Genomic DNA, 13,856 nt, shown 5'->3' with positions numbered 1-13,856 from the left:
GTCAGTTATCAACGCGATCCAACAGGCAAGAGGCTATTTTTATGACCGGGTCAGTCAAGTGATCGGAGGTATCAAGACGTAATTGAAGCGATCATTTGAGTTGGACCCAATGAGGTTAATTCAGGATGGAACTTGATCAAGGTGCGGTGCATCGTTCAGGCAATGCGTATCCAGACGTCTAGTCTGTCACGCAAAACCCGCCACCTTCAGCTTGTTAAGGAGAACACAGATGGCAATCAGACAAGTACTCGAAACCCCCGATAAGACAGCGCTCGTCGAGGCTGAGGTGTACCGTTGGTATAATCTCTTCTTTCCGTGGTCACGCGGCATGTCTTCCAAGTCGGAAGGCGCCATCAAGCCCTTGTACGATGCGTTGGCGAGCGAGTTCCGGGTGGTGCTCACGGATGGTCAGATCATGGGTCGGTCGGACTACTGGGAGCGACTCTGGAACCTGCACGGGAAGCGTGCTGGAAGCCCCGAATCGCACATCATCAATCTCTCGATCACACCCCTTCCAGGGGACTTCTTCCTGACGGTTTTCGATCTCGTCAAGGACGGAGTTCCCAAGAAGAAAATCGATTCGGCACTCATGAGCATCGACCACACCTCTCCATCGGGAATCTCGTGGATTTACGTCCACGAAAGTGAGCACGAGAGGGCGGTCGCGTGAGTCGCTCAATTGCCCCGCCTGACGCTTGTCGGTCTGCACCGTGTTGCTCAGGTCAGTAGTTCCCTGCCCACACCGGGGGCCTCCTGGCCTGCCATGGCAGTGCGGTCTCCAGTTGTGCGGCGAGCTGCAATAGCGTGTCTTCGCGGCCGTAGCCCGCCCCGAATTGCAAGCCGATGGGTAAACCACTCATTACGTCGTATGCCAGCGGCATGGACATGGCCGGGCATCCACTTACGTTGGACACGGCAGTAAACGGCGAATGGCTGAACACCCGGTTCATCCAGGCGCGCCCATCCAGCGTTTCCTGGCCCGCATTGTATTGACCAATGATGGGGGCGACGTCCGGCAGGGTAGGCGTCAACAGCACGTCGTACTTGCTGAACAACGTGCCCATGTGCCGAGTCACGAGGTTGCGTTCATGCATAGCCCCCAGCAGCTGTGTTGCACTCAACTCCTGGCCCAGTCGATACAAGCCCAGAGTGGCGGGCTCCAAGGTACTGGCGTCGACAGGACGGCCTGTGACCGCCGCGATGGCGTCGATCCAGGCGGCCGTGTTGCTGGACCAGAATCGGGCATTGAGTTCCACGAAAGCTTCCCAACTGATGCCTATATCAGCGACTACCGGGGTGACCTGATGGCCCAAGGTTTCGAGGGTTCTGCACACTTCATCCAGCGCGGCGCATACTGCCGGCGCGGTCACCTGGCCACTCAATGCGCGGTCCTGAACGGCAATGCGCAAGGGGCCAGGTTCGCGGTTCAACAACGACACGTAAGGCCGCAGTGGTGGCGTGATATGGAAAGGGTCGCCCAGAGCGGGACCGTTCACGCAGTCCAGCAAGGTGGCGGTATCTCGGACCGAACGGCTGAGCACGCCGTGCACCGCCAGCCCCGCCCAGACTTCGTCCACAGCCGGCCCCATGGGCAGGCGTCCGCGACTGGGCTTGAGGCCAAACAGGCCGCAGGAGGCGGCGGGAACGCGAATGGATCCACCTCCATCGGTGGCGTGGGCAATCGGCACCAGGCCTGCGGCGACGGCAGCCGCCGAGCCACCGCTGGAACCTCCAGCGCTGTGATTCAGGGCCCATGGATTGCGCGTCGCGCCATCGACACAATTTTCGGTGGTGGTGCTGGCGGCCAGTTCTGGTGTGGTGGTGCGCCCTAGAGTGAGCAGGCCGGCACGGCGAAAACGAGTCATCAACTCGGAGTCGGCCTCGGCGATACAGCCACGCGCCAGACGGCTGCCGAGTTCGTTGCGGCGATGGCGTACGGTCAGGCCCAGATCCTTGACCAGCATGGGTACGCCTTTTAAGGGGCCGGACGCGGGCAGGGGCTCGTCTTCCCACGTCTCGATGACCGCGTTTATGCGAGGGTTGAGGGCGTTGATGGCGGACAGCGCAGCGCTGCGCACTTCGGTGAGGCTGACCTGGCGATCGGCAATCAGTTGCGCCAGGCCTACAGCATCCTGTTCGGCGTATTCAAGCGGGGTCATGGTGATCTCCTGTCAACGGTTGATACTGATGGGTATTGCGCGATACTTGTTAGTATCATGCGATACTGTGTAGTATCCCTGTCAAGCAAAATAGCGATCGACCGGAGACCGTGGCCCCGTGGAAAAGACCTTTCGCCCTGAACGCGTTGCGCTGTTGCCGCCGCGCGAACGCATCATCGATGCCGCACAGGCGTTGTTTGTCGAGCAAGGCCTCACCCGCGTCACAGTGGACGCCATCGCCGCACAGGCGGGTTCGACGAAAATGACCCTCTATCGCCATTTCGAGACCAAGGAAGTGCTGGTGCTGGAGTGGTTGCGCTTGCTCACCGAGCAATACAGCGCGGTCCTCGACGACTTGGCCGAGCAATGGCCAGCGCAGCCGGGGCTCCAGTTGTTGGGATTCGCACAGTTCATTGCTTTGGATCTGGCCCGTTCGGGGTACCGCGGGTGTCCGTTCACCAATAGCCTGGCCGAACTCCCGGACCCGCAACATCCTGCGCGGCAGTTGATCGAAGCGCACAAGCGGCGGCAGTTTCAGCGCATGGCCATCCTGTGCCGTGAGGCTCAGTTGCCGAACCCGGTGGAGAGGGCCCAAGAGCTGACATTCCTGCTTGAGGGCGCCCAGGTCGTGGCCCAGAACAAGGGTGTGGACGATGTTGCGCAGCACCTGTTGCGAATGGTCAGCAAATGCCTGGAGGTCTAGGCCAGACGGTGTCGCATTGCGAGCCGCTGTCGACCTGCCCGCGGTTAAACGTCCAAAAAAAACGCACGTTTCGAAGCTCTGGCGGCTGAGCACGGGGTGGAGTTGCATGGCCTGATCACGCGCGCGGACGGCGCGCAACTTGGCGAAATCGCAGCGCCATCAGCTGGCCCTCGCGCCTCGACACGGTTGCAAAGCTCCAGGATGGCAGCCTGCCGGGTAGGGGCACGTGACCGACCCTTCAACCTTGCCAATACTCGGTCGGATGCAGGTTCGTTTTCGAGCAGAACTTCATTTATACCTTTGAATAAAGGGGGCTTTTCATCAAGCGATTCCTCGGCGTCGTTCGTTAAACGAATGTCGGTCTAGCACGGCTGTTTATCCAGATTTTGCTTAGTATTTGAGGCAAGAAGTTGTATAGCCAAACGATCTTATGTGCTCAATTCTGAGGTGGCTATATTGCATCACACGTCGCAATGAGTGACAGCTCAGGAAGAGATTGGAAACTGGTAATGGACTGCCCTGGCCGCAAGGGTTGGCACTTCGCCCCGTTTGTTTAATCACGGCCGCATCTTGAGTTCATTGATTTCCTCCTTGGCTTTCGTCCGAGCAGCACTTGCCGCTTTTGTCGAGAACAGGAGGTTTTCATGTCAGCTACCCCCCATGCCCTGAATGGGCCCCTTGAGTTGTCGCTGCGCAACGACACCGACCTGAGTCTGGTGGTGTTACAGGTTGCCGCCCTTGAACACGGCGGCCTGACGCTCGGCCCCGACTGTCAGCGTCTGCTGTTGAGTGACGGCAGACGGGTCATGGCACCGCGAGCTCAGGTCCGGGTCGCCCTGCCAGCGGGGCCGGTGGGCATTGTCCTGGCGGATGCGACTTCGCTGTTCCCCCTGGCCTGCGGGGTGTTTGACCTCGGGGTCGATCCGCAGCTGCAACTGACCGTGGGCCAGGAGCAGGTCGCAGCCATGGGCCAGGCCCTGAACCTGGTGCGCAACCTGATGGCGGCCCCCAGCTCGCAACTGGCCAGTGACCTCAATAACAGCCTGCAAGAAACCCTGGCGGACCCCGGCACCGACGCCGACGCGATCCTGCGGGGATACTTCGACAGCCACCCGCCATTCCAGCTTATCGACGCCACCCAGTTCGGCCTGGCCCTGAGTTGGGCGCGCAACTACGCCTATCTCTGGAGCATGGCCACCGACGGCACACCGGGCCTGGACTACGACCTGCAGGCGGCGCCTTACCTGGGTGTGGCGAAGACTTCACTGGGTTGCGTCAGCTTCAGCCTCAGGGCCGATGCGCCGCCGGCCGATCCTTGCGATCCCGGCTGTGGCCTGCAACTGCAATGGACGCCAGCCGCAGGCACCACAACCGCATTGCGTTATGCCGACGGTAGTCTGGGGGATGGTGCCGGGCTGACGCTGATCGGCTCGTTCGTGGCCTCGGGCTGGGTTTGCGGGCCGCCATCAGCGGGCCTGTTGCCAGTGCTGGCGGGCAGCCTCGACGGGCAACGGGTGATCGCCGTGCCGCGCACCTTGAGCCCGGCAGCGCTGGCGACGGCGCCGATCCAGACGGCCGCGCAGGCCAGGAGCGATCAGGACCTCGGTCCGCTGGACATCGCCAACCTGACCATGAGCCTCATCGGCCTGGTGTCCTCGGTGGTGACCATCGTCAGTGCGGTGATCGCCGTCGTCGCTTACTTCAAGGCTCGGCGCGTCGCCAACCAGCCGGTTGACCGGAGCACGGTGGTTGATGCCCAGGAAGTGGCGCGCCAAGTCCGTGAGGGGTTGCGCGATCTGTTGCGCGAGGAGCTGGCCCGCGTCGCTGAAGTACTGCCGGCCATCGAGGAAATCAAGGACCTGCAGAATCGCTTGCGCGACAGCATTCCTGAAACCCTCACCGAAGTCGTTCGCCTGCAACTGGGAGACACCCTGACGAAGCTGGAGCTGCAGGTGCGTGACCTGGGAGCGATCGAGATCACCAATGGCCTTCTAGAGGTGCAGGACAAATTGGTGGAGGCCGCACGGAGCCTGAGCCAGGACCTGCCGCGCGCCACAGTGGAGCTCTTCCAGGCCCAACAGGACATTCCGGTGGTGCTCCACGACATGGGCACCCAGGTGAATCTGGAACTCAGAGAACAGATTGAAACGGGACTTGAGGTGACCCGGGAGACCTTGAAGATCAGCGAAGACATGCAGAAGGAAATGGAGGACATCCGCGACGGCGAGGAGCAGGTCCTGGAAGAGACATCGCCGGTCAAGCAATAAGCCCAGCGCATCCGCGCTATCAGCAACGCAAGGGAGATGCATGAAATGGCTGCCACCTATTCGATTCAGGTCAACAACGCCACGGCCGAGCCCCTGGATGTCTACACCACCCTGTCACCGGCGCAGACTGACCCGCCTTCGACCAACCCGGCCGACTACGTGCCGACCTATACCTTGCTGGGCACGGTGGCGGCCAAGGACAACAGCAGCTTCAACACCAGCGAGGCCCTGGCCCGGGTGGTGGTGACCCGGCACAGCGACCAGTTCCCGCTCAAGGTCGCGGTGAGCAACGTGTTGATTCCCGGCAGTAACCTGATCGACCTTGGCAACGCCGACGTCAATGTGGCCACCTCCGGCTGGAGCTTTTACCAGTCCTTCGCCAGCCAGCCGTTCAGTCCTGAGTCCCTGAGCTTTGCGGCGCTGGTCGAACAGACGCCGGTGACCGCGCTGAACGCTGCCGCGCTGACCTTTTTCCAGAACAACGGCGCGCCGGGGCTGACCTTCGGCCTGTACTCGGCGATCGGCTACTGGGCGACCAACCAGCTTTACGCCTTTCCCGGCAGTTACTTCTGCTACGAGCCGCCGACCGGCAGCTCCATGGGCTTCATTCTGCCAAGCACTACCGTGGGTACCCTGACCATCGCCGATGGCCGTGCCAGCTATACCCCCTTGGGTGGCAGCGCGTTGAGCCTGGATTTTCTTGCCAGCAGCCTGTCCAGTGCAGGAGCGACCGCGAACAGCGGCCTGCTGACCACCGCGATCATTCGCGACCTGGCCTGGGAGGGTAAACCCGACACCATCACCTGGGGCTTTGTCGGCACCCTCGGTGGCCAGCAGTTCATCGCACAGTCCTATGCCAACCCGCAGGTGCCTTGGTACGCCGTGGCCTATGACATGGTCTATGGCGCGTTTTTCACCGTGCAACTGGCGATGACCCTGGACGCGGCGATCAACCTGCTTGGCACCGTGGCCAACGGCCTGCAATGGCTGGGGCAGAACGTGTCCAGGCTGGCCAGCCGTATCCAGACCAGCCTCAACAGCGTCGGCGACACCGCGGGTCCCGGCAGTGGCGTCGGCGACGCTGCCGATCCGGTCAATGTCGACGTGGATATCGATGTCGACATTGACGTGGATGTGGACGTTGATATCGACATTGATATCGATGTGGATGTCGACGTGGACATCGATGTGGACGTGGACGTGGACTTCATCGCCGTGGTGGATGTGGACGTGGATGTGGATATCGACGTCGACATTGACGTGGTCACCGACACCGAGACGGACATCGACATCGACGTCGACACCGATATCGATACCGACGTCGACGTGCAGCCGGGCGCAGTAATGAAGGTGCTCAACGGCATTGGCAACTGGGTCATGACCAAGGCGCTGCCAACGCTGATCGAGGGCGCACTGATCTACGTCGCCTTCCAGAGCGTGAGCAAGATTCTCGATGCCTGGAAGGCGCAGGACGAACAGGACATTGCCAACCTGCAACCACGCCAGAGTACCGGCCTGGGCCTGCTGATCAACTACATGCTGCAGGACAACATCCCGGTGGCGACCCGCTGGCAGACCTTCAGCCAGTACGTCCAGGAAGTCGACGGCGACGTCAAGACCTTGCAGGTCACCCTGTCGTCGCTGTTGCAGACCGGCAACAGCCAGGCCGACAGCGAGGCGGCGAACTGGCGCTGGTCGAACCAGGACCAGGCCAGTGTCGTCGCCGCCATGGCGCCAGACACCGGCAGCAATGCCTACAAGGCGTTCCAGACCCTGGGCAATGCCACCTATCAGGGTAAACCCCTGCCGGTGAAAATCGCGGCCACGGTGGCCATGAACTATCTGGCCGCGCAGAGCGCGTGAAGGAGAATTCGCATGAGCATGATCACCCCGCGCCCACACACGCCAGAGCAGGCCTACCCGGATGTCGAGAGCCATCGCCGACGTTGGCGCCAGCTGGCCCGGGCGATTGCCGCCCGCGGTCCGCAAGTCACCGACGACGTCGCACTGCTGACACCGCCGACACGCCCCGGCACCCTGGAGATCCTCGGCTCCGGTATCGAGGCTTCGGGCTTCACCCGCAGCGACGAGGCACGCATCGATGCCGCCGACCATGTCTTCTACTGCGTCGCCGATCCAGCCACCAAGATCTGGATCCTTTCCCGACGCCCGGATGCGTATGACCTTTATGTGCTCTACGACGACAGCAAGCCGCGTTACCTGACCTACATGCAGATGACCGAGGCGATGCTGCACTACGTGCGCGAAGGCGCCCATGTGGTCGCGATTTTCTATGGCCACCCCGGGGTCTTTGTGCTGTCCACCCACCGGGCGGTGACCATCGCCCGGCGCGAAGGACACCAGGCGACCATGCGTGCGGCGGTCAGTGCCCTGGACACCCTGTGCGCCGATCTGGGGGTCGACCCCAGCCAGCCGGGGATGCAGATGTACGAGGCCACCGACATGCTGATCCGCCGTCGCCAGCCCGACCCGGGGCTGCACCTGGTGCTATGGCAGGTGGGCCTGATCGGCGAGCTGGGCTATCGGCGCCAGGGCTACCTGAACAGCAACTTCGCGGTGCTGCTGGACTACCTCGAAGCGTTGTATGGCCCCGATCACCCGGTGATCAACTACGTAGGCTCGCGTTACCCGGGGATCGACCCGTTGATCGACCACCAGACCTTGGCCAGCCTGCGCGATCCGCTGGCACAGTCCTGGGTCACCGGCATTTCGACCTTCTACCTGCCGCCGCGCTCGGCTGGCCAGTCCGACCCGGCGATGCTGGAGCGACTGGGACTGATCCGTCCCGGCCAGCCGGTGCGCGCGGCCACCGAGCCATTACGGGTGATCGACCGCTACGATAAACGCGAGCGGCGGGCGTTCAGTGATTTCGCCGGCTTCGATGTCCCGGCCAGTTACCAGTGGCAGCCGGACACCGCTGCCGGGCGTTTTGTCCTGGCCCTGAGTGACGACGCCCCATTGCGCCAACATTATCGCGAGGACCCGCAGGCAGCGCTGTTGGCCTGGGGCGGCGGACTGGATGCACGCGAGCGCCACCTGCTGGCCCAGCGCGACCCTGGCGCCGTGCAACTGGCAGCCAAAGGCACCGAGACCCTACGCCATCCGGGCAACCGTGAGGCCCTGGAGCACTTGCTGACCTATTCGTCGGCGACTGCCGCACTGTCGCGGGCGAGCAACGGCGCTGCGCCGGGCACCTTGCGCAGTACGGCAGCAGCCTGGTCGCGCAAGGCTGGCCTGACGGTGGACTGGCCACGCATGACCGGCGAACTGGGGGCGCTGCTGCAATCGAGCCTGGCGCCCTGGACCGGGTTCTATATGGACAGTGCCCGGCAGCTGACGTTGTCGGTGTTCTGCCGGATCAAGAACGCCGGCCTGCGCATGGATCTCAACGGTCAGCGCCTGATCGGCGTGCGCTACCAGGGCGGCGTGCTGACCTGGAAGGCCGAGGCCGGCAATCCCAGTTCAGGTTATCTGCAATCGGACCTTTCGGTGCCGGGGCTGCGCAGCTGGATCGGCCTGATCTGGCCGCTGGGGGAGGCCGCTGGCAGCCAGTACAAAGTGGCCTTGCGCGCCCAGTCACTGGCGCGCCCGGCGTGCCTGGCGGTGGGTGATTACCGGGTCAAGGGCTCGACCCTGCGCATCGTGCCCGAGCCTTTGTCGGGTCAGGGCGTGGCCATCCTGCGCGACGGCCAGCCGCTGAACCTGGAACTGGCCTTCAACGGCCGCGAGACACAGGCCGGCGAGTTGCGTCTGCCGCTATCGGCGCGGCGCATCGATCAACTGCCGGACTGGGCCCGGGGCGACTATCGCCTGCGTCTGGTGCACGGTCGTCTGGCAGAAATGCTGACGTTGCACCTCGCAGACGGCCGGCTCGAGGTCGGCGGCGTCGCGGTGACCCTGAGCCTGGAAGGCGGGCGCATCGTCTGGAGGGACGGCCCGGCTGCGTTAGCCTCGGGGGAACTGGAAATCGTGCTTGACCCGATTACTCTGCGGCCGTTGCTGCATGGCGATGGCCGTTCGGCCGCCGGTAACCCGATTCGCTTGCGCGGCATGGCGCTGCTCGAGGCGCGGCAGATCGACCCACTGTTGGCCAACCCGAGGTTCGGCCTGCCGGACTGGGCCTGGGAGCATCTGGTGGGGCTGATGGTCGAGGCCAGCGACAAGGGCGGGGTGTTTCTCTGGCACGGTTATGACCGCGCGCGAAACAACCTGCGCCTGTTGCGCCAGGTACTCGAACGTCTGCGTCAGGACGAGACGGAGGCGTTGTGATGTCGATGCAAGGCCTGCCCCTGACGGCCGGGGTCGAACGCGCCGAGCTGATGGCCGCGGCCGGCGCCCGGCCGCGGCGCAGTCGGCTGATCCTGGACTACGACACCCGGCGTTATCCCTTTGCCGCCTTGCTGTCGCGGGACGTGTTCAAGGTGCAGCGCCTGGAGATGCTCCATCATTACCTGCGGCAACAGCACGCCGCGGCCGGCACCCGGCCGGGGCGGCTGCGGCACCGGGATAACCTGATGCTGCGAGGCATGATGGAGCGCCAGCCGGCCGATGCCGCGTTCTACCGCCTCTACCACAGCTTCATGCTGCAGTTGCTGGCGCCATTGGTCGGGCGCGGCATTTCCTACACCAGCCACCCGAAATTGCGGGTGCACCTGGCCGGCACACCCAGCGTCAGCTCCTTTCACCACGATATCTGCGTCACCGAACGAATCGACCAGATCAATTTTTGGATGCCCTTCACCGATGTCCGGGACGGCTGCGCGTTGTGGCTGGAGAGCGACTACGGCAAGGCCGATTTCGCCCCGGTGGCGCTGAGCTATGGGCAGGTGCTGATTTTTGATGGTGGCTACCTCGGGCACGGCTCGATGCACAACGACAGCGAGCGCACGCGGGTCAGCCTGGATATGCGTTTTTCCTACAAGAAAGCCACGACCCGCACCGAGGGCGTGGCCTTGCTCGACCACCTGGCGCAGGTCCTTGAACCTGCCGTCGTTAGCGAAGGAGTGCTGATGTGAAAAATCATCCTGTGCAAGACCTGTTGAGTAGCCTGGTCGACCCGGTTCGTGGCCAGCTCCCGCCCAAGGGGGTGGCCATGGTGCATTACGGTCCCGACGGCGTCAGTGTCGCCACCCACGGCCAGGCCGATTACAGCGCCCAGGCCGGGGGTGGCCTGATAATTCGCTACAGTGCCCGCCGCGCCGGTGGCGCCCCCTATTCGCAGAGCCAGCTGGCGGTGGACGCCCAAGGCCGCGCGCAGCATTCCACGACCCGTATGCTTGCTCCAGACGGCAGCCTGCGTCAGGTAGTGACCGGCGCCTACGACGACCTGCGCCTGACCGACGCGGGCACGCCGGCCGAAGGTGTGGCCAGGCTGTCGGTGGCTGATGCCCAGGGCCGCACGACCCACAGTGCGCAGATGGCCTACAGCGATGAGCACTACGCCAGTTACCAGCTCAGCAGTTTCGACCCCGCTGGCCGCGTGACCGACAGCACCACGGTTGACTACGCCCAGGCACAGATGGCAGGCACTCGCCTGGTCGGTGGGGTGCTTGCAGTGACCCGGACCGACGCCCAGGGACAGCGAGCCTCCAGCGCCCAGTCCTTTCTGAACGCTCAGGGCGTGCCATACAAGGTCCTGGTCACGCGTTATGCCAAGGACGGAGTGACCGTGGGGGGTTATGTCGACTCCGACTACAGCGCCGTGGTGTTCGATGCCTTGCGGCTGATCAAAGCCGGACAAATGGTGATACGTACCACCAGCGCCGAGGGCCGACCCGAAAGCGCCAGCGTCCTGCATTTCAGGGCGGGGCAGTTGGTGAGCACCAGGGCATTGGAAGACGTGGTGCAGGAGGCCGCGCCGAGCCCGCTGTTAGTGGCTCCGGTCGCCGCCCCCTGGACACCGTCGCGGCCCGCCGATCGTTGCGTCCTGCGTCGGCGGGTCGATGGTTCGTTGCTGCACAAGCGTGAGGATTGGTTTACCCGGCCTGGCACCAGCGGCATCCCCAGACGCTCGCAAGTAACCCTGTACGCCCGCGACGGCACGCGAGCCATTCGCCTTACCGATGTGGATTACGCCGGCACCCGCTTCGACAGCGCCGGCAACCCCACGGGCGGGGCGATCGTTTCTACCCAGTATCAGGCGGGCGTGCGCAGCAGCACTGCCTGCATCGCCTACTAAAAGTGTTTGATCCAACCCGTCGTTCGACAAGGAGAGCACCGTGGACATCAACAAGACCGTCAAGCTGAGCAACGCTTCTGGCGTCAGCGTAGTCGTACTCAACGCCTTCAATTCCTCGACCAACGTGGTCAACAACTCGACCCAGCAGGGTTATCAGCAGGAGCTGCAAATCCTGCCCCTGGCCAGCGGCAAGACCCTGGGCGACGATGCCACGACCACCGCCACTCTGGATGGCACTTATGTTGATTCCAAGGGCCAGACCAAACCGACCTATATCTACGACCTGCTGGTGTCCAAGACTGATTCGCTGTTCCCGGTCATGGCGGTGGGTGAAGCGCTGAACTTCTCGACCATGTCCTACCCGGACATCGCCATCACGGCGACCGCTGCGGGCAACATGCAAAAAGCCCTGAGCTTCTGCACCAACATCATGACCGCGCCTTCCTCGAAGATGTCGGTGGCCTTCCAGTCGACCCTGAACGATGCGTTCAAGACGGGCACCGTGGCCGATGGCGAAGCCAAGGTTGCGTCCTTCTTCAACCAGTACGACGTGTTCAAGGGCCTCGACTTCGTCAGCTATGTGGCGGTCAGCACCTGGTTGCGCGGATTCGCCTACCTGTGGGGGATGAACGACAAGGGTCAGCCAGGCATGACCTACTACGTGTATTCGGCCGCCGCTGCCGGCAAGACCGGCGCCACGTCTGAAGGCACCATCACCTTTGTGCGCAAGCCCAATGCGCCGTCGCCGGCCGACCCCGCTGACCGGCAGAGCGCCTATACCATCACCTTGGTGTCCAGCAGCGGCAGCAAGACCGCACTGACTTTCGACAATGGCCAATTGATCGACAGCCAGGGCGGCGCCGTAGCCCTGAACTGTGCGTTCAGCTACAAGGGCACCTTCACCGGCAAGGACACGGACACCACGGCCATCACCATCTTCAGCGGTACCTTGCTGAACAAGCAGGTAATGGTCATCCCAATGGCGCCGGAATCGGGATGGGACAAGTTCTGGTCCGACCTGTCGTTCCAGAAGCTGTTCAGCTATTTCATGCAGGCCATGGGGCTGTGGATGGCCCTGGACTTCCTCAAGCAGAAGCTCGCCGGCAAGAACGAAAAGCTGGAGAACGACAAGGCCAACGAAAACCAGGGCAAGGAGCCCACCGACGATCAGGTCAAGGACGCGCAGAAGGCCGGCGAGAACATTGGCGATCAGGCGCAGAAGGCCGACCAGCAAGCCGCCGATCGAGTGGCGCCGAACGAAAACGTCGAAGTGCCGGCCAACGACGCGGATTTCGCCAACTCGGTGACCGAGGTGCGAGCCAGCGGTTCCTCGGCATTTAATCAGGTAGCCACCGACAAGGTCGGCGGTGCAATCGATAGCGGTGCCGAACAGGTCAGCGATCTGGCGCAGATCGAAATGACTGAAAGTCTGCAGGAGGCCGAAGGCAACCTGGTGGATGCGAAGGTGAGCCTGAGCGAGAACGATATTCCTGCCGCCAACGAGAGCATCGGCGAGGTCAACGTGGCGCTGCCGGATATTGTCAATGAGATGGGCAACGAAGTCAGTGCCGACCTCAAGGCGCAAGTTGAGGAGGCGGTGCAGATCCAGGAAGAGGCCAGCGAGATCTCCAAGGAAGCCAGCGAGAACTCCGAAGACACCGGTAACGGCGAAGAGGAACCGTTCGAGGACACAACCATACCGGAGATCTGATTTGCCCCACCCGCCACGATGGTCGCGCGACGGCGGCCATCGTGTGCTTGCTGCGTCAGCAGCCAGCCCTGCGTTCATGGGGGGACCGCCATTCATCACCTCGAACGCACCCTGCGCACGGGCCAGCTTCCAAACCATACGGCCCAGAGTTGCTGGACCTCAACAATGAGGTGCGTATGGCTACTGATTCGAGTTTTCAAGACCAGACACAAGGCTCTGTTCCATCCAGACCTGAACCCGGATCGGAGGAGCCAACACTGGACCCCGATGATCCAGATCACTACGATCCGTTGAAAACTCCAGGGGACGCTCGTCCTGAAGACTGGAAGGATCCGCCTGATGCGGATTTGCCTGCAGCAAACGAGGAGACACCACTCTCTGACGATTTGCGGTAATGAAAAAGCCCGGCCATTAAGCCGGGCTCTCTGCAACTGATCAGTGAAAGCCGATACACGCCTTTAAACGGGTCATATCCTGAATCGCCCCGCTGGTCGCCATGTTGCGACGGGTGGTATTGAGGACAACCACCGAGTCCCTGGTGCAGTCGAAATCAGTGTCCTTGCACAGCGCCCGGCAAATTTCCTGTGCGTCTTCACCGGACTGCAGGGCATAGAAAGACGAGGTTTCATTCCAGAAAGCATCCGGAGAAAGCGCCTTGATTCTGCGGATGAATGCGTCATAGCGTGTGCGATAGCTGTCGTCGTGCTTGATTCTGTAGGTGATGATGAAGTGATCCATGGTTCTTCCTTGACTGTTCTTTATGTGAAAGAACCATATCGTTCATGAATTTTCGTTTCCATGGATCATTGGTTTCGGA

At 62.4% G+C, this 13,856-nt stretch carries 11 protein-coding genes; 9 read left to right on the top strand and 2 right to left on the bottom strand.

The window, feature by feature from the left end; genetic code table 11:
• Positions 1–229: 229 nt before the first annotated feature.
• A complete protein-coding gene (locus tag POF45_RS02655) occupies positions 230–670 on the top strand; it encodes a hypothetical protein (RefSeq protein ID WP_259502905.1) in 441 nt (146 codons plus the stop codon).
• 52 nt (positions 671–722) lie between these two features.
• Here POF45_RS02655 and POF45_RS02650 read toward each other — a convergent pair whose 3' ends face one another.
• Positions 723–2,159, bottom strand: coding sequence for an amidase (locus tag POF45_RS02650; RefSeq protein ID WP_259502906.1), 1,437 nt, complete (start codon positions 2,157–2,159; stop codon positions 723–725).
• A 118-nt stretch (positions 2,160–2,277) separates the two neighbouring features.
• Between POF45_RS02650 and POF45_RS02645 the strand changes: the two genes are divergently transcribed.
• The 8 genes from POF45_RS02645 (at position 2,278) to POF45_RS02610 (ending at position 13,434) form a co-directional block, all read left to right on the top strand.
• Positions 2,278–2,862, top strand: coding sequence for a TetR/AcrR family transcriptional regulator (locus POF45_RS02645; RefSeq protein WP_259502907.1), 585 nt, complete (start codon positions 2,278–2,280; stop codon positions 2,860–2,862).
• 644 nt (positions 2,863–3,506) lie between these two features.
• Positions 3,507–5,129 carry a hypothetical protein gene (locus tag POF45_RS02640; protein ID WP_282314970.1) on the top strand — a complete coding sequence of 541 codons (1,623 nt, stop codon included), beginning with the start codon at positions 3,507–3,509 and terminating at the stop codon, positions 5,127–5,129.
• A 45-nt stretch (positions 5,130–5,174) separates the two neighbouring features.
• A complete protein-coding gene (locus POF45_RS02635; protein ID WP_282314968.1) occupies positions 5,175–6,992 on the top strand; it encodes a hypothetical protein in 1,818 nt (605 codons plus the stop codon).
• 12 nt (positions 6,993–7,004) lie between these two features.
• A complete protein-coding gene (locus POF45_RS02630; protein ID WP_259502910.1) occupies positions 7,005–9,419 on the top strand; it encodes an SAM-dependent methyltransferase in 2,415 nt (804 codons plus the stop codon).
• Positions 9,419–10,165, top strand: a complete 747-nt coding sequence (locus POF45_RS02625; protein ID WP_259502911.1) for a phytanoyl-CoA dioxygenase family protein — start codon at positions 9,419–9,421, stop codon at positions 10,163–10,165. The genes POF45_RS02630 and POF45_RS02625 overlap by 1 nt, the downstream gene beginning before the upstream one ends.
• On the top strand, positions 10,162–11,328 hold the full coding sequence (locus tag POF45_RS02620) for a hypothetical protein (RefSeq protein WP_259502912.1): 1,167 nt from the start codon (positions 10,162–10,164) through the stop codon (positions 11,326–11,328). The genes POF45_RS02625 and POF45_RS02620 overlap by 4 nt, the downstream gene beginning before the upstream one ends.
• 40 nt (positions 11,329–11,368) lie before the next feature.
• A complete protein-coding gene (locus POF45_RS02615) occupies positions 11,369–13,039 on the top strand; it encodes a hypothetical protein (RefSeq protein ID WP_259502913.1) in 1,671 nt (556 codons plus the stop codon).
• Positions 13,040–13,215: 176 nt separating this feature from the next.
• Positions 13,216–13,434, top strand: coding sequence for a hypothetical protein (locus POF45_RS02610; RefSeq protein ID WP_282314967.1), 219 nt, complete (start codon positions 13,216–13,218; stop codon positions 13,432–13,434).
• Positions 13,435–13,474: 40 nt separating this feature from the next.
• On the opposite strand, the gene POF45_RS02605 is transcribed toward POF45_RS02610, so the two are convergent.
• Positions 13,475–13,777, bottom strand: a complete 303-nt coding sequence (locus tag POF45_RS02605) for a hypothetical protein (RefSeq protein WP_259502914.1) — start codon at positions 13,775–13,777, stop codon at positions 13,475–13,477.
• Between the last annotated feature and the right edge of the window lie 79 nt (positions 13,778–13,856).

Origin of the sequence: Pseudomonas fungipugnans, from assembly GCF_029955235.1 — a bacterium.
GTDB classification, from domain to species: domain Bacteria; phylum Pseudomonadota; class Gammaproteobacteria; order Pseudomonadales; family Pseudomonadaceae; genus Aquipseudomonas; species Aquipseudomonas fungipugnans.
This window is presented reverse-complemented; position numbering and strand designations above follow the sequence as displayed.

Coding starts and splice junctions, on each gene's coding strand:
- POF45_RS02650 (WP_259502906.1), bottom strand. CDS start 2,159: ATGACCCCGCTTGAATACGCCGAACAGGATGCTGTAGGCCTGGCGCAA.
- POF45_RS02635 (WP_282314968.1), top strand. CDS start 5,175: ATGGCTGCCACCTATTCGATTCAGGTCAACAACGCCACGGCCGAGCCC.
- POF45_RS02655 (WP_259502905.1), top strand. CDS start 230: ATGGCAATCAGACAAGTACTCGAAACCCCCGATAAGACAGCGCTCGTC.
- POF45_RS02610 (WP_282314967.1), top strand. CDS start 13,216: ATGGCTACTGATTCGAGTTTTCAAGACCAGACACAAGGCTCTGTTCCA.
- POF45_RS02630 (WP_259502910.1), top strand. CDS start 7,005: ATGAGCATGATCACCCCGCGCCCACACACGCCAGAGCAGGCCTACCCG.
- POF45_RS02625 (WP_259502911.1), top strand. CDS start 9,419: ATGTCGATGCAAGGCCTGCCCCTGACGGCCGGGGTCGAACGCGCCGAG.
- POF45_RS02605 (WP_259502914.1), bottom strand. CDS start 13,777: ATGGATCACTTCATCATCACCTACAGAATCAAGCACGACGACAGCTAT.
- POF45_RS02640 (WP_282314970.1), top strand. CDS start 3,507: ATGTCAGCTACCCCCCATGCCCTGAATGGGCCCCTTGAGTTGTCGCTG.